Consider the following 15608-nt stretch of genomic DNA (forward strand, 5'->3'; position numbering starts at 1 on the left):
GGTGATTGTATGCAGCAAATCCTGGAACATATCGTCGGTATTGCAAATGATCTTTTGTGGTCAAAGCTATTAATTGTTTTGCTCCTTTCTCTGGGAATCTATTTTACGTTCAGGCTTAAGTTTTTACAGGTTCGCATGCTGAAAGAAATGGTCAGGGTATTAAGAGAAGGTGCTGCTTCCCGGTCAAAAAACAGCATTTCTCCGTTTCAAGCCTTTTGCATCAGCATGGCGGCCCGTGTCGGAACGGGAAATATTACGGGTATTGCCATCGCCATTGCACTCGGCGGGCCCGGTGCAATCTTCTGGATGTGGATTATCGCTATTATCGGATCAGCATCCAGCTTTGTGGAAAGCACACTGGCTCAGATTTATAAAGTAAAAGATGTAAACGGCTTCCGCGGCGGGCCGGCGTATTACATGGAAAAAGGGCTGAACAAAAGGTGGATGGGCGCGCTGTTCGCTGTGTTAATCACCTTATCGTTCGGTATCGTCTTCAACTCGGTTCAATCCAATACAGTCAGCCTTGCCTTTGAAAACGCGTTTGGCACAAACCGCCTGACATTGGGACTCATTTTAATTGCTGTATTCGGCACGATTATTTTTGGCGGAGTCAAGCGCATTGCAAAGCTGGCTGAATCCATTGTCGTCGTATTGGCTGTCCTGTATATCGGAGTTGCGTTTTTCGTCATTTTCTCCAACATTACGCAGCTGCCAGGTGTGCTTGCGCTAATCGTGAAAAATGCGTTTGGTTTTGACCAGGCCGCCGGCGGGGCTTTGGGCGCGGCACTCATGCAAGGCGTCAGACGGGGAATCTTTTCAAACGAAGCGGGAATGGGAAGCGCACCGAATGCCGCTGCCACCGCCACAACAAGCCATCCCGTCAAACAGGGGCTGATCCAAGCTTTTGGTGTACTGACAGATACACTGGTCATTTGTACAAGCACCGCCTTTATCATCCTGTTTTCGGATGCCTATCATACTCCGGGTCTGAGCGGAATCGCCTTGACACAAGCCTCTCTCAGCTCCCATGTCGGATCATGGGCATCAGGCTTTCTCGCCATTCTGATTTTGTTATTCGGATTCTGTGCTTTAATCGGAAACTATTATTATGGCGAAACCAATATCGGCTTTTTGAACAAAAGCAAAAAACTGATTTTTGTCTACCGTATCGGCGTGCTGGCAATGATCGTGTTTGGCTGTGTTGCCAAAGTCCAGCTCGTCTGGGATCTTGCTGATTTGTTCATGGGTTTGATGGTCGTCGTGAATTTAATCGCGATTTTCTTACTATCAAAAGTTGTTTTTACGGCGCTGAAAGACTATACACGCCAGAAAAAAGCAGGCAAAGATCCGGTCTTTTATAAAAATGTGCTCAAAAACCACAATGGCATTGAGTGCTGGCCGGTTTCAGACACAAAGACTGACACGCACAACAAACAAATATCATAAGAAAAGGTGTTCAGACATATGGGCTGAACACCTTTCTCTTTTTGCGTTTATTGACAAACACGTAAGCCTCCATTACGATTTTCATATCTTTTTCAAAAAAATCTGAAAGAAGGCATCGGTACATTCTATGAATCCTATCCAACACATACTAGATACATACCCGCTTATTGTGCTAGACGGCGCCATGGCGACCGAGCTTGAACGCAAGGGCTGTAATTTGAATGACAGTCTGTGGTCGGCAAAAATCCTGATGGAAGAGCCAAATCTGATTAAACAAGTACATACTGATTATTTCGCGGCAGGCGCCGATTGTGCAATCACTGCCAGCTATCAGTCTACATTTGAAGGCTTTGCCGCACGCGGGCTGAGCGAAGCGGAAGCACGCCGGCTCATCGAGTTGTCCGTCAGCATCGCAGCTGAAGCACGTGATGAATTTTGGTCGCTTGAAGAGAACCGTTTGAATCGGCCAAAACCGATCATTGCGGCTTCTATAGGCCCTTATGGCGCTTATCTTGCAGACGGGTCTGAGTATCGCGGCAACTACGCAATATCAGAAGATGAACTGATTGAATTTCATCGCCCCCGGATGAAGGCGCTGATTGAAGCCGGAGCTGATGTTTTGGCATGCGAAACGATTCCGTGTCTGACTGAAGCCAAAGCGATTGTTCGGCTGTTGAAGGAATTTCCTGAAACGTATGCATGGATCAGCTTCAGTGCTAAAGACGGCCTGCATATCAGTGACGGAACACCTGCAGCTGACTGCGCATCATGGCTTGATGAACACCGCCAAATTGCAGCACTCGGCATCAACTGCACGCCGCTTCAGCATATCCCTTCCTTGATAGAGGAGTTAAAAAAGAACACGTCAAAACCGATCATTGTCTACCCGAATTCAGGTGAGCAATATGATCCGGAAACAAAAACATGGAACGGCGCAGCATGCGCAGAATCTTACGGGGCGAGCGCCCGCACCTGGCATGAAAAAGGAGCGAGGCTAATTGGCGGCTGCTGCCGGACAAAACCCGAAAATATTCAAGAAATTGCGGCTTGGGCCCGCTCTTTAAAAACAACTTGACTTATCGGAATAGTTTGTATATTCTAACTTAAAGCCGGTTCGCCGGAGTCTCGTGTCACTTTCTGACATGAGATTTTTTATTAGGAGGAAATAAATCGCTGATAGAAAGTTGGAAAAAGATGAACTCTGCCCACAACAAGAATGAGACAACCTTTCAGAGAAGTATGAAAAGCCGGCACCTCTTTATGCTTTCCTTGGGAGGTGTCATCGGAACCGGGCTGTTTTTAAGCTCAGGTTATACCATTCAGCAAGCAGGCCCGGCCGGAACGATACTCGCCTACTTAGTCGGGGCCGGCATCGTCTATCTGGTCATGCTATGCCTCGGTGAGCTGTCAGTCGCCATGCCTGTGACCGGCGCCTTTCACACCTATGCAGCCAAATACATAGGGCCGGGCACCGGATTTACGGTCGCTTGGCTGTACTGGCTGACATGGACCGTGGCATTGGGATCAGAATTCACAGCAGCCGGCCTGTTAATGCAGCGTTGGTTCCCCCATACATCGGTTTGGATGTGGAGTGCCGTCTTTGCGCTGTTCATTTTCTTGCTTAACGCATTTTCGGTCAAGTTTTTCGCTGAATCAGAATTTTGGTTTTCCAGCATCAAAGTATTAGCCATTGTATTATTTATTCTTTTAGGCGGCTCTGCCATGTTCGGCATCATCCCGATCAAAGGCGGAGAAGCCGCTCCGATGCTGTCCAACTTCATGGCGGAAGGCGGGCTTTTTCCAAATGGATTTGTCCCGATTTTGATGACGATGCTGTCCGTTAATTTTGCCTTTTCGGGAACGGAACTAATCGGAATCGCAGCCGGTGAAAGCGTTGATCCTGACAAGACAATACCAAAAGCGATAAAAACAACGGTCTGGCGTCTCTCACTCTTCTTTGTCGGAACAATTTTTGTGCTGTCAGGGCTGATTCCGATTCAAGATGCAGGTGTTATCAAAAGCCCGTTTGTCGCTGTCTTTGACAGAGTCGGTGTACCATACGCAGCCGATATCATGAACTTTGTTATCCTGACAGCGATCCTGTCAGCGGCTAATTCCGGACTCTACGCTTCTTCCCGGATGCTGTGGTCTTTATCAAAAGAAAAAACGCTTCATTCGACATTTGCAAAGCTGACGTCAAAAGGAACCCCTTTTAACGCGCTGGTGTTCAGCATGATCGGCGGCATTCTGTCGTTGCTGTCCAGCGTATTTGCGCCAGACACTGTATACGTTGTGCTCGTGTCGATTTCCGGTTTTGCCGTCGTTGTCGTGTGGATGGGTATCGCTGCTTCTCAATTCATGTTCAGAAAACGTTATATCGAAGCGGGAAACAAGGTTACTGATTTGAAATACAGAACCCCTTTGTATCCGTTCGTGCCGATTGCTGCGTTCCTGTTATGCCTGGCTTCCGTTGTTGGCATTGCCTTTGATCCGAATCAAAGAATCGCACTCTATTGCGGCGTTCCATTTATGGCCATTTGCTATGCAATATATTATGTAAAAAACCACAAAAGCCAGCCGGCTGCTGATATGACTCATTCAAAATAAAAAGAACCTGCCTCCAGGCAGGTTCTTTTTCAGTTTTCACACTACCACTGTCCAGTTAAACGGGCCCTTCACCTTGCCAAGCTGAATATCTGTTATCGTTTCATACAGCTTTTTCGAGAGGTCCCCGATTTGCCCGTCGCCTACAATTACCGTTTTTCCATGAATATTGAGTTCACCGACAGGCGTAACGACGGCTGCCGTGCCTGTGCCAAAGACCTCTGTCAATTCTCCGCGTGCAGAGGCCGCATACACCTCATCAATCGATATTCTCTCTTCACGAACCGGAATGCCCCAGCTTCGAATCAATTCAATCGCAGACGCACGTGTAACCCCGCTTAAAATGCTTCCGCTTAAAGCAGGTGTGACAGCTTCCCCGTTTATGACGAAAAAGATGTTCATGCTCCCTACTTCTTCCACATATTTCTTTTCGATGGCGTCCAGCCACAGTACCTGGTCATAGCCCAGTTCATTCGCTTTCCGCTGTGCCTGAAGACTGGCGGCATAGTTTCCAGCCGTTTTTGCAAACCCGACTCCTCCGTTGACCGCCCGCACATACTCATCTTCGACATAGATTCTAACCGGCTTCAGCTGATCGTCGCCATAATAGGAGCCGACAGGCGAAAGCACGATCATAAATGTATAGCTCCTGGATGCCTTCACACCGAGACTCGGTTCTGTGGCAATGACAAAAGGACGAATATACAGTGACGTTCCTTTTTTCTTTGGAACCCAATCTTTCTCAAGTTCAACTAATTGCGTCAATGCCTCAAGCACCAGCTCTTCGTCTAAAGGGGGCATGCTCATGCGCTCACACGATCTGTTCAGCCGTTTGATATTTTGATCCGGACGGAACAGGAGCACCCTGCCATCCTCTGTTCTGTATGCTTTTAACCCTTCAAAAACAGCCTGGCCGTAATGAAAAACAGATGAAGACGGATCAAGCGTAAGCGGTGCGTACGGCGCAATTCTCGGATGATGCCATCCAATCCCCTCTTCGTAGTCCATCACAAACATATAATCGGTAAAATATTGTCCAAACCCCAAGGAAGACGGGTCGGGCTTTTCCTTATAATATACAGTTTTTTCTCGTTCAATAAGCTTATTCAATCTAATCAGCACACCTTTCACATAATTGTTTAAATATTCAGTCTTTTTAAAGCTGCAAAAAGTATACAGCCTTTCCTTTAATAATACGCCGCTTCACACCTATAAATTTCAGAATATTCTTTAGGATCATCAGCTATTATACACCACATTCATTGTCAGATGAAGCTGAAATTAAAGAAAACAGCCAGTTTTATTCTGGCTGTTTGATTTAGAGCGCTAAACAAAGGACGACAATGTGGCAAATCAGCAAAATATACACTGCGAATACAAATTGCCAATTGATCTTCCGCGCCCATGCAAACATCACCATCAAAACAGGCAGCATCACAGTCCCCGCCAGCTTGTTAACCGTCAGATTCGGACTGTTCGCAACATCATAATGAATCGGCATCTGCGTCGGCAGAGAAGGGTAAAATACAATTGAAAAGATGAATGCAGCAATCACTGCTCCCCACAGCACTTTTCCATTCGTCAATAAAAACATAGAACCACCATTCCCTTCTTAAAACACATTGCTTTATGAATGATATGACTGTTCTATGGTGAATTTCGTTCGGTCTCCCCGGGTAATAATTTGCGCATATTCCACCACTTCTTCATTTTTATCATAGGTAAGGGATTCTGATAAAAACGCAGGCGCTCCGACATTGGTTAATAAGTGGCCGCTGATCGTTTCATCCGTTAAAATCGGTTCGATCGATTCCGTGCCCCTGCTGATTTCAATATTGTATTTTGTCCTTAACAATTCAAACAGCGAGCCGGTGCATTCCTCCTGCACCAGCCCCGGTGCCGCCTTCCAGGGAATATATGAGGTATGATACTGCAAAGGTTCCCCCTCGGCGTATCTGACTCTGACAAGCTTGTTGACAGGTTCATTCTCTTTCATTTTCAAAAGCTCGGCAATGGAGTGATCGGCAGGAATCACAACAAGCTCAAGCACTTTTGATTCAGAACGAAGGCCTCTCATTTGTTCTGCAAAGCTCGTAATCTTATGCGGAATCGGCGTTTGTATTTTTGCCGCCGATACAAATGTCCCTTTTCCTTGAATTCTTTTAATATATCCCTCAAGCTCTAGCTGCTGCAGAGCCAGTCTCACAGTTGTTCTGCTGACATCATATTGTTCGCAAAACTCACTCTCTGTCGGCAGCTGATCATTCGCCTGATATTTGCCCGATTTAATTAACTCAATGATTTTAAACTTGATAACAGAATATAAAGCTGTCATTTCATTCTCCCCATTCTGTATGCAATCCGTTCTTTTTCATTGAGACCATAATACCATTTGCCATCCCAATATGAAAGATTTGTATCCTTCTTTTATAACAAATTTTCAGAAATTAATATTGACAGTTTAATAATGTTGGTGCTAAATTCGTAATGACAAGTATTATAAATTGGTCATAACAAATATGGTGCTTGTCTATCTCTTTGAGGGGGTGTCACATGAAGATTCTGATCGCCGAGCACTACGAAGAACTCTGTAAGTTAAGCGCTGCCATTATTAAAGAACAAATACAAGCTAAGAGAGATGCCGTTCTCGGCCTGGCAACAGGAAGCACACCGGTCGGCTTGTATAAGCAGTTGATTTCAGGCTATCAGGCAGGCGAAATTGATTTTTCAAAGGTTACTACATTTAATTTGGATGAATACGCTGGTCTCTCTCCATCTCATCCGCAAAGTTATAACCACTTTATGCATGAGCATCTATTTCAGCATATCAATATGCAACCTGATCATATTCATATCCCGCAAGGAGACAACCCGCAGCTTGAGGCGGAATGCAAAGTATACGAGGATCTCATCCGCCAAGCGGGAGGCATTGATGTCCAAATTCTCGGCATCGGCGCCAATGGCCATATCGGTTTTAATGAACCGGGATCTGATTTTGAAGACCGGACACGTGTTGTGAAGCTCTCGGAAAGCACGATACAGGCAAATGCCAGATTCTTCGGCGGCGATCCAGTGCTGGTGCCGAGACTCGCGATTTCAATGGGCATTAAAACCATCATGGAATTCAGCAAACATATTGTGCTTTTAGCAAGCGGCGAGGAAAAAGCAGACGCTATTCAAAAGATGGCTGAAGGTCCTGTCACGACAGATGTACCAGCCTCTATTCTTCAAATACACAATCATGTAACCGTTATCGCCGATTATAAAGCAGCTCAAAAATTAAAGATTGCACCATGCTCATAAAACAATAAAAGGAGACTGTCATGTTTAAAAAGGCATTTCAAATTCTGCAGCAGCTTGGCCGCGCGTTGATGACTCCGGTTGCCGTCCTGCCGGCAGCCGGTCTTTTGCTCCGTTTCGGAGACAAGGACTTACTGAACATCCCTATTATAAAGGATGCGGGCGGCGTTGTATTCGATAATCTCCCGCTGATTTTCGCCGTGGGGGTCGCGATCGGATTAGCCGGCGGAGAAGGTGTAGCCGGACTTGCCGCTGTCATCGGATACTTAATTTTAACCGTCACCCTCGACAATATGGGAAAATTACTCGGCCTTCAGCCTCCGTATGAAGGAGCCGAGCACCTGATTGATATGGGGGTTTTCGGAGGAATCATTATCGGGCTTCTCGCCGCCTATTTATATAAGCGATTTTCATCAATCGAGCTGCATCCGGTCCTTGGATTTTTCTCTGGAAAACGCTTTGTCCCGATTATTACTTCCGTCAGTTCATTGGTGATCGGTGTCATTTTCTCATTCGTTTGGCCGCTGATCCAAAACGGAATTAACGCAGCCAGCAGTTTAATTGCCGATTCAACAGTCGGCCTGTTCTTTTATGCAACGATCTATCGTTTGCTGATTCCTTTTGGCCTGCATCATATTTTTTATACGCCTTTCTATTTTATGATGGGAGAATACACAGACCCATCAACAGGCAACACCGTAACCGGCGACCTGACAAGGTTTTTCGCGGGAGACCCGACAGCCGGGCGCTTTATGATGGGGGATTTCCCTTACATGATTTTCTGTCTGCCGGCCGTTGCTCTTGCCATTATCCATACCGCGCGTCCGGAAAAGAAAAAAATGATCTCCGGCGTGATGATTTCTGCGGCGCTCACATCTATGCTGACCGGAATTACAGAACCGGTTGAGTTTTCTTTCTTGTTCGTTGCGCCCGTGCTCTATTTGATTAACTCTATTCTTGCCGGCGTCATCTTTGTCGTTTGTGATTTATTCCATGTCCGCCACGGCTATACGTTCTCAGGCGGGGGAATTGACTACGTCTTGAACTACGGACTGTCTACAAATGGCTGGGTTGTCATTCCTGTCGGGATCGTGTTTGCTTTCATTTATTATTATTTGTTCCGATTTGCGATTCTGAAATGGAATTTGAAAACGCCCGGCCGTGAGACAGATGAAGACGGTCAGAATGAGGAGAAAGCTCCAGTTGCAAAAGACCAGCTTGCCTTTCACGTGCTGCAGGCCTTGGGCGGACAGCAAAATATCGCTAACCTGGATGCATGTATCACAAGGCTTCGTGTGACCGTTCATCAGCCAAGCCAAGTCAGCAAGGATGAATTAAAACGGCTTGGTGCAGTAGGTGTGCTGGAGGTCAACAACAACTTCCAGGCAATATTCGGAACCAAGTCCGATGCCTTAAAAGACGACATCAAAACAATCATGGCCGGAGACGTCCCTGCCACCGCCGCCGCGCTGGACACGGTAACTGACAAACCGCTGAAGCCCGATTCCGGTGAGACCTTTATTTATCCGATTAAAGGAGAAACAGTCTCTTTAGGGGATGTGCCTGATCAAGTCTTTTCAGAAAAAATGATGGGCGAGGGATTTGCGATTATACCATCAGAAGGAAAAGTCGTTGCACCTGCGGACGGCGAGATCGTCTCGATTTTTCCGACAAAACACGCCATCGGCTTTATGAGCGCCGGCGGCACTGAAATCCTGATTCATGTCGGCGTTGATACCGTCAAACTGAATGGGGAAGGCTTTGAAGCACATGTCACAAGCGGACAAGCCGTCAAACAAGGCGAACTGCTTCTCACCTTTGATCTCAATTACATCAAGCAGCATGCCGCTTCAGCCATAACACCGGTTATTTTCACAAATACCTCTGAAGAAGATCTAAAGCACATTCAAATGAAGTAAAAAAGTCCCCCCTGCTGCGGGGGACTTTTTCGCCAACATAATGAAAGCGCTGTCAAAATAAAATAACTTGAAAAAAGGTGTTTGCATTTGAATCACGAATGATATGAATATGCCTACATTCTATCGTTCTAAAGGGGGATTCATTTGAAAAAATTAATCGCGTTTCAAATTTTAATCGCTTTGGCTGTCGGCGCGGTGATCGGCCACTTTTTTCCTGATTTCGGGATGGCACTGAGGCCTGTCGGAGATGGATTTATCCGCCTGATTAAAATGATTGTTGTGCCGATTGTGTTTTCTACCATTGTCATTGGAGCCGCAGGAAGCGGAAGCATGAAAAAAATGGGCAGTCTCGGCATCAAGACGATCATTTGGTTCGAAGTGATTACAACGTTGGTATTAGGGCTTGGACTTTTATTAGCGAATGTCTTAAAACCAGGTGTCGGGCTTGACCTCTCCCATTTGGCAAAAAAAGATATTCATGAACTTTCCGGCTACACAGACAAAGTTGTTGATTTCAAGCAAATGGTCCTGGATATTATCCCTACAAACATTATTGATGTCATGGCCAGAAATGATTTGCTTGCCGTTATTTTCTTCGCCATTTTATTTGGTGTCGCCGCAGCTGGTATCGGCAAAGCTTCTGAACCAGTAATGAAGTTTTTTGAATCTACAGCTCAGATTATGTTCAAGCTCACGCAAATCGTCATGGTCACTGCTCCTATCGGCGTGTTAGCCCTGATGGCTGCTTCTGTAGGCCAATATGGCATTGAACTCCTCCTCCCTATGTTTAAGCTGGTTGGCACCGTATTCCTTGGCCTGTTCCTGATCCTCTTTGTCCTCTTTCCGCTTGTCGGTCTCATCTTTCAGATTAAGTATTTCGAAGTATTGAAAATGATATGGGATCTGTTTTTAATTGCATTTTCCACCACCAGCACTGAAACCATTCTCCCTCAGCTGATGGATAGAATGGAGAAATACGGCTGTCCCAAACGAGTGGTATCATTTGTCGTTCCCTCCGGCTTGTCATTGAACTGTGACGGCTCCAGCTTATATTTATCGGTTTCTTGTATCTTTCTCGCACAGGCCTTTCAAGTAGACATGACATTGTCCCAGCAGCTGCTCATGATGCTTGTGCTTGTGATGACCAGTAAAGGCATTGCAGCTGTACCCTCAGGATCGCTTGTAGTTCTTCTGGCGACTGCCAATGCTGTAGGACTGCCGGCTGAAGGCGTTGCCATTATCGCGGGTGTTGACCGCGTCATGGACATGGCGAGAACAGGCGTGAACGTACCGGGACATGCGATCGCCTGTATCGTGGTATCAAAATGGGAAAAGGCCTTCCGCCAAAAAGAATGGGTTTCCGCAAACAGCCAAACCGAAAGCATATAGAAAAAAGAACACCTCAATCCGAGGTGTTCTTTTTTTATTCAGCAGCAGCGTGATCTTCTGTTTCAATCGCTGCCAGTCTTGCGTTTACTTCTTCTTCTGTCATATTATGCTCTTTCACATACAGGTTTCTTGGGTTCGTGCGGCATTCGTGGCTGCAGCTGCGCATATATTTATACTCATTTTCCGGTGTGCATATCATTTTTTTATTGCAAGATGGATTTGCGCAGTTCACATAACGCTCACACGGTTCTCCTGTAAAGTAGTCCTTACCGACAATCACGTGCTCGACACGGTTGACAGGCACGCTGATTCTTTCATCAAATACGTAGCACTGGCCGTCCCAAAGCTTGCCTTGCACCTCAGGATCTTTTCCGTATGTCACGATTCCGCCGTCAAGCTGTGCTACATCTTCAAAGCCTTGCTTCACCAGCCATCCCGAGAACTTTTCACAGCGCACGCCGCCTGTACAGTACGTTAAAATCTTTTTGCCTTCAAGCATATCCTTGTGTTCTTCGATCCATTCAGGTAATTCACGGAAGGCTTCGATGTCAGGACGGACCGCACCTCTGAAATGGCCAAGGTCATACTCGTAATCGTTACGCGCGTCGATGACAATTGTGTTTGGATCCTGCATCTTCTCATAAAATTCTGCAGGCTTCAAATGCTGGCCTGTTGTTTCGTTCGGATCGACATCATCTTCAAGACGAAGCGTTACAAGCTCTTTTTTATGGCGGACGAAGATTTTTTTGAAGGCATGGCCTTCTGCTTCATCAATTTTAAATACCATGTCCGCAAAACGAGGATCAGCTTTCATTGTTTCCATATATTTTTCAGTCTGTTCAACCGTACCTGATACCGTACCGTTAATTCCTTCAGAAGAAACAAGGATACGGCCTAACAAACCAAGCTCCTTACAAAAAGCCAGATGCTGCTCTCTAAACGCCTCTGGATCTTCAATCGGAACATATTTATAGTAAAGTAATACTCTGTATTGTTTTTCCATGTTTTAAACACCCTGTTCAATTATAGTTAGTTGCTATGCACACTCTTACTATATCATACAGGAAAATGCCGCAAAGATGAACAGATCCGCCCAGACTGATAAAAATATCCAAGCTCTTACAAACCTAAGCGGCACAAGGGTTTCTCACAGTAGACAAGTATTTTCCATTCATTTACTAATCAATGTAGTTATCTGAAAACTATCAAACAAAAGGTACACTCCACCTGTTATAGCACAGGGGACACCGCTCACTTGATAATGACAGAGGGCGTGATATGCTCCAGCCAAATGACACCGTCATATTGTTCCTTAAGGATCATCTGCTCTTCCATGTACCCCCAATAGAGCGCAGTCCGCGGGGTATACATCCACGAAGTGCCTTTCTTGTTTTTTGTATGGAGAAAATCAACAAAAACAACTGGATGATCCGCAGCTTTCAGCAAAGCTTCAAGACTTCCAGACGGCGGCGGGCTTGTAACCGGCATAACCGTCTTATTATCAGAACTATCCAGACTTGCACCTGAGTAAGCATAAATGCCAATCGTATATGTTTGTTTTTTCAGCCGCTCCGGCAAATAATCACCCATGTTAGGGCCGTTTAGCTGTACCCAGTCCTTTATCATCTTCGTATTCTGTTTGCGTAGATGGTAATTGTGGCCCCAGACAATGATTTTCTTTTTCGGATAAAGGGTGTCGGCTACCCACTGAAATTGCTCAGCCATCATGCGGTCTCTCATAAAGAATGAAAAATCCTCAATATTCTCCGGATACTCCTCTAGTTTTTCTTTCATTTCTTCCAGCATATACGTTTCCATTACGTCAATTCTCAGCTGAAGAGAATGCATAAACATCTCATAAGCTTTCGGCTCTTTTGGAAGGTTTTCTTTTAGCTCTGAAGCATGTGTTTCAGCGAACTTGATCAGCTTCTGATAGTTTTTCACAAGCTTTTCCTTCTTTTGCGAAAATTCATCAAACGTATTGCTGTCTGTCACTAATGTTGAAAAATTATTTTCTGATTGGGAGAGCAACTCTGCTTTCTCAGGGTCCACCGCTTTTACCCATTGAGTCACAGCATCATTGAATGAATTCTTCATGCTTTGAATATCAAAACCGGTAAGGATCAGCGGATCGCCTTTCTCTTTTTGCTCTTTCATGTAATCAAACAATTCAACGACATCTTCTGTGTGCCATACAGCGTAAATGGAGTTTTTCATCGTGCTTTTAGGGGTTAATTGGTCCATATTAAGGTAGGATGCATTTGTATCAGGAAAACCGGACTCAAATGCCAATACATCGTATCCCAGCTCTTCGTGGAGATATTTGATCATTCTGACCTTTGTGGCGTTGATTTCACCAGCGCCGTGTGTGGTTTCTCCTAACTGAACGATTCGTTTTCCCTTCAGCACCTTCTTCAGAAAGCGAAGGTCTTTGTTTGAAGCATTGGAAGCATCCAGCGGCTGTGCATGTCGTTCAATCCATGAACCCCAATATTTTTCTTCAGAAGCAGCACGGGCAGAGGCTGAAAAAGAAGAAAACGCCAGACAAACGATCAGCAGCGGCAGGGTCATTCTCACTATCATTCGTTTCAATTCTATCTCTCCTTTTCTGCTAGGTTCTCTAGTCATTACGAGATAGATATAGAAAAAGTTTCCTTTTCCTGCCAACAAAAAAAGCTTCTCTGTTGAAAGAAGCTTTAGCTGGATTCTCTCATCACCTGATGAAAGTAAAACCGATACGTATTTCGTAAAAATGTCTCAACCGGAAGCTGCACATCCGCTTGGTATTTGCTGATGATGAATGGAAACCGCTCGATTCCTTTTTCGCGCAAATTGTTCGCTTGTTCATCATCTATTGCCTTCTCTTGCAAAACCGCTTCAACGATCGGCCAGCATACTTCTCGCACTTGCCGCAGGACGGCTTCATCTCCGGTGTTCTGATAATCTGTAATCCAGCTGATGATTTGTTTCTCCATGAATCTCACCTTTCTTCAAAAAAAGAGGCGCTGCGTTTATGCAAGCTCCTCTTCTTACTCTTCGTAACCTATCAGTTCTCCGACTTGGACTTCTTGGCCTTCTGCTAAATGGGCGGACGGCTGGAACGCGTCTTTTTCAAAAATCAAAATGACGGTTGAGCCAAATGAAAAGTATCCCAGCTCTTCGCCGATCTCCAATTCAGCACGGGTGCTCGTCTGCACGATAGAATTAATATTCATCGCGCCGACAGGAATCATCAGGACATTTCGGCTGCCGCTATTCAGCTCGTACACAAACCGATAATTTTTCGACAGCACATCTTTCCCGTATTTTAAGCCTAGTTGATTTACCGGGTATGAGCGATTTCCGAGCTCGGCCAGCTTTTGATACCTGCAGCTGATCGGAGAATGGAAACGGTGATAATGCCTCGGGCTTAGATACAGCACGACGAAGTATCCGCCGTTGTATTGATGGTCTGCGCTTTTACAGCCGGTGAGTTCAGCGAATGAGTAATCTTTTCCCTTCACCGTAAAGGTTTGATTCGGGTTGATGATTCCTACCGTCTGAACCACACCGTCAACAGGGCTGACCACCGCATGCGCCTCTTTTGACACAGGGCGCCGCTCCAGATTTATTTGTCGAATAAACAATTCAGACAGCGATCCGTAATCAGCAGCCGTACCGTCCACATCATCCCAATTCAGCCGAAAATGTTTTGAGAAAAGCGGAATGACCGGTTTGCTGATTTTTGACTCGCAAAATCCTTTAATCAGATAGGATGACAGACGATGATTCGTCAGCTCTATCAATGATCGATACAGAATCTTTACAGCCGTATTAAACATGAATAATCCCTATAACCCTTCCGATTGTAATAAAAACAAAGCACCATAAAAAGGCGCCGATTGCCGCAAACGCAACATACGTTTTCAGATCCATTTTGCCGATCCCCGAAAAGTAGCACGTCACATGTCTGACGCCGGGAATAAAATAACCTAAAATAAGAGAATATGGACCGTATTTCTTCATCCATTTTTCCACTTTCATCATTCTTTTTTCTTTTAAGCCGACCCACTTGCCGTACTTGTCGATAAACGGGCGTCCGGCTTTTCTGCCAATCATGTAGCTGATCAGCATACCTAACAAAGCCCCGACAAAACTAATCAATATCGAAAGCTCATAATTCAATACATCGGTATGCGTGAAATAGCCAACAACGGTCATCATCACTTCATCTGGAATCGGCAATCCTACAATTCCTAATACCAGCATCAAAAAAATAGCGAGATAACCGTAATCCGCTATGAGCTGCTGAACTAATTCCATCTCCCAGACTCCAGGTTTTCTGCCGCATGTTTTTTAAAATGAGGGAATTTTATTTTACTCACCATCAAATATGAAAGTCCGCAAGTGCCGATTGCCAGAAGGATCGGGTTATAGGTAAAGCTTAAAATAACGAGACACATGCCCGCAAACGGAATCGGCATACCGATAAACGTCGGGAGCTTGCTTTGTTCAATGTTAAATTTAGAGAGGCGAAGCATTCCGCAAATGCTGTACGTCAATGCGCATAAGATCCCGATAAATGGCAGGGTATACAACGCGACACTGTAAGCAAGCATAGCAGGAGCCACCCCAAACGTAACCAGATCGGCAAACGAATCCAGTTCTCTCCCCATATCAGAAACGGCATTCAGCTTACGAGCAGCCATCCCGTCAAAGAAATCAAGGAACATGCCTGTAAAAATAAAAAGCACTGCTGAATGAATGTTGTGATATAGCAAGGAATGAATCGCCAGCAATCCGCAAATGAAGTTTCCTATCGTAATCATACAGGGGATGTAATTCACAGTGTAACCAAACCTCCAATTGTAAAACCATCTATATTATTTGACGATAGTGATCGAATAGCGTTACAGGAAAAATTTTTCTCCAATAAGCATGATAACATAGAATGCTCCCAAAAAAAGCAGC

The 15608-nt window shown here is 45.3% G+C and carries 15 protein-coding genes; 6 read left to right on the plus strand and 9 right to left on the minus strand.

Features of this window, described 5'->3' with window-relative positions; all coding sequences use genetic code 11:
• Window positions 1-9: 9 nt before the first annotated feature.
• The 3 genes from FB592_RS11830 (at window position 10) to mmuP (ending at window position 4053) form a co-directional block, all read left to right on the plus strand.
• The gene (locus FB592_RS11830; protein WP_049140302.1) at window positions 10-1446 is read left to right on the plus strand and encodes an alanine/glycine:cation symporter family protein; all 1437 of its coding nucleotides are present in this window, start codon (window positions 10-12) and stop codon (window positions 1444-1446) included.
• Between the two features lie 127 nt (window positions 1447-1573).
• On the plus strand, window positions 1574-2521 hold the full coding sequence (gene mmuM, locus FB592_RS11840; protein WP_021481888.1) for a homocysteine S-methyltransferase: 948 nt from the start codon (window positions 1574-1576) through the stop codon (window positions 2519-2521).
• A 119-nt stretch (window positions 2522-2640) separates the two neighbouring features.
• Window positions 2641-4053, plus strand: a complete 1413-nt coding sequence (mmuP, locus tag FB592_RS11845) for an S-methylmethionine permease (protein ID WP_141949529.1) — start codon at window positions 2641-2643, stop codon at window positions 4051-4053.
• A gap of 36 nt (window positions 4054-4089) precedes the next feature.
• Here mmuP and FB592_RS11850 read toward each other — a convergent pair whose 3' ends face one another.
• The 3 genes from FB592_RS11850 to gamR form a co-directional block, all read right to left on the minus strand.
• On the minus strand, window positions 4090-5160 hold the full coding sequence (locus tag FB592_RS11850) for a branched-chain amino acid aminotransferase (protein ID WP_141949530.1): 1071 nt from the start codon (window positions 5158-5160) through the stop codon (window positions 4090-4092).
• Between the two features lie 208 nt (window positions 5161-5368).
• Window positions 5369-5644, minus strand: coding sequence for a DUF1648 domain-containing protein (locus FB592_RS11855; RefSeq protein WP_141949531.1), 276 nt, complete (start codon window positions 5642-5644; stop codon window positions 5369-5371).
• A gap of 33 nt (window positions 5645-5677) precedes the next feature.
• Complete coding sequence (gene gamR / locus FB592_RS11860; RefSeq protein ID WP_041850654.1) at window positions 5678-6385, minus strand: transcriptional regulator GamR; 708 nt, start codon at window positions 6383-6385, stop codon at window positions 5678-5680.
• Window positions 6386-6603: 218 nt separating this feature from the next.
• On the opposite strand from gamR, the gene nagB reads away from it, so the two are divergent.
• The 3 genes from nagB (at window position 6604) to gltP (ending at window position 10658) form a co-directional block, all read left to right on the plus strand.
• Window positions 6604-7353, plus strand: a complete 750-nt coding sequence (gene nagB, locus FB592_RS11865) for a glucosamine-6-phosphate deaminase (protein WP_032724821.1) — start codon at window positions 6604-6606, stop codon at window positions 7351-7353.
• A 20-nt stretch (window positions 7354-7373) separates the two neighbouring features.
• The gene (gene ptsG / locus FB592_RS11870) at window positions 7374-9269 is read left to right on the plus strand and encodes a glucose-specific PTS transporter subunit IIBC (protein WP_032724820.1); all 1896 of its coding nucleotides are present in this window, start codon (window positions 7374-7376) and stop codon (window positions 9267-9269) included.
• A gap of 144 nt (window positions 9270-9413) precedes the next feature.
• Window positions 9414-10658 (plus strand): glutamate-aspartate/proton symporter GltP, encoded by a 1245-nt coding sequence (gene gltP, locus FB592_RS11875; RefSeq protein WP_014478694.1) that lies wholly within the window; start codon window positions 9414-9416, stop codon window positions 10656-10658.
• A 34-nt stretch (window positions 10659-10692) separates the two neighbouring features.
• Here gltP and trhO read toward each other — a convergent pair whose 3' ends face one another.
• The 6 genes from trhO to pssA all read right to left on the minus strand — a co-directional run bounded on the left by trhO (window position 10693) and on the right by pssA (window position 15484).
• Window positions 10693-11661, minus strand: coding sequence for an oxygen-dependent tRNA uridine(34) hydroxylase TrhO (gene trhO, locus FB592_RS11880; protein WP_003246287.1), 969 nt, complete (start codon window positions 11659-11661; stop codon window positions 10693-10695).
• A gap of 248 nt (window positions 11662-11909) precedes the next feature.
• On the minus strand, window positions 11910-13250 hold the full coding sequence (locus FB592_RS11885; protein ID WP_103803532.1) for an erythromycin esterase family protein: 1341 nt from the start codon (window positions 13248-13250) through the stop codon (window positions 11910-11912).
• Window positions 13251-13354: 104 nt separating this feature from the next.
• Window positions 13355-13633: a hypothetical protein gene (locus tag FB592_RS11890; RefSeq protein ID WP_021481898.1), complete on the minus strand. Its 279-nt coding sequence runs from the start codon at window positions 13631-13633 to the stop codon at window positions 13355-13357.
• A 54-nt stretch (window positions 13634-13687) separates the two neighbouring features.
• Window positions 13688-14479: a phosphatidylserine decarboxylase gene (locus FB592_RS11895; RefSeq protein WP_003234858.1), complete on the minus strand. Its 792-nt coding sequence runs from the start codon at window positions 14477-14479 to the stop codon at window positions 13688-13690.
• A complete protein-coding gene (locus tag FB592_RS11900; protein ID WP_003234861.1) occupies window positions 14472-14960 on the minus strand; it encodes a DedA family protein in 489 nt (162 codons plus the stop codon). Before FB592_RS11900 ends, FB592_RS11895 begins: the two co-directional genes overlap by 8 nt.
• Window positions 14951-15484 carry a CDP-diacylglycerol--serine O-phosphatidyltransferase gene (gene pssA, locus FB592_RS11905; RefSeq protein ID WP_038827915.1) on the minus strand — a complete coding sequence of 178 codons (534 nt, stop codon included), beginning with the start codon at window positions 15482-15484 and terminating at the stop codon, window positions 14951-14953. The genes FB592_RS11900 and pssA overlap by 10 nt, the downstream gene beginning before the upstream one ends.
• Window positions 15485-15608: the final 124 nt, after the last annotated feature.

This window comes from Bacillus sp. SJZ110 (assembly GCF_006715455.1).
GTDB lineage: Bacteria > Bacillota > Bacilli > Bacillales > Bacillaceae > Bacillus > Bacillus subtilis.

Excerpts from the sequence above, each read along its gene's own strand:
- FB592_RS11855 (WP_141949531.1), bottom strand. The coding sequence starts at position 5,644 with ATGTTTTTATTGACGAATGGAAAAGTGCTGTGGGGAGCAGTGATTGCT.
- mmuM (WP_021481888.1), top strand. The coding sequence starts at position 1,574 with ATGAATCCTATCCAACACATACTAGATACATACCCGCTTATTGTGCTA.
- ptsG (WP_032724820.1), top strand. The coding sequence starts at position 7,374 with ATGTTTAAAAAGGCATTTCAAATTCTGCAGCAGCTTGGCCGCGCGTTG.
- FB592_RS11900 (WP_003234861.1), bottom strand. The coding sequence starts at position 14,960 with ATGGAATTAGTTCAGCAGCTCATAGCGGATTACGGTTATCTCGCTATT.
- FB592_RS11830 (WP_049140302.1), top strand. The coding sequence starts at position 10 with ATGCAGCAAATCCTGGAACATATCGTCGGTATTGCAAATGATCTTTTG.
- nagB (WP_032724821.1), top strand. The coding sequence starts at position 6,604 with ATGAAGATTCTGATCGCCGAGCACTACGAAGAACTCTGTAAGTTAAGC.
- FB592_RS11890 (WP_021481898.1), bottom strand. The coding sequence starts at position 13,633 with ATGGAGAAACAAATCATCAGCTGGATTACAGATTATCAGAACACCGGA.
- gamR (WP_041850654.1), bottom strand. The coding sequence starts at position 6,385 with ATGACAGCTTTATATTCTGTTATCAAGTTTAAAATCATTGAGTTAATT.
- FB592_RS11895 (WP_003234858.1), bottom strand. The coding sequence starts at position 14,479 with ATGTTTAATACGGCTGTAAAGATTCTGTATCGATCATTGATAGAGCTG.
- mmuP (WP_141949529.1), top strand. The coding sequence starts at position 2,641 with ATGAACTCTGCCCACAACAAGAATGAGACAACCTTTCAGAGAAGTATG.
- trhO (WP_003246287.1), bottom strand. The coding sequence starts at position 11,661 with ATGGAAAAACAATACAGAGTATTACTTTACTATAAATATGTTCCGATT.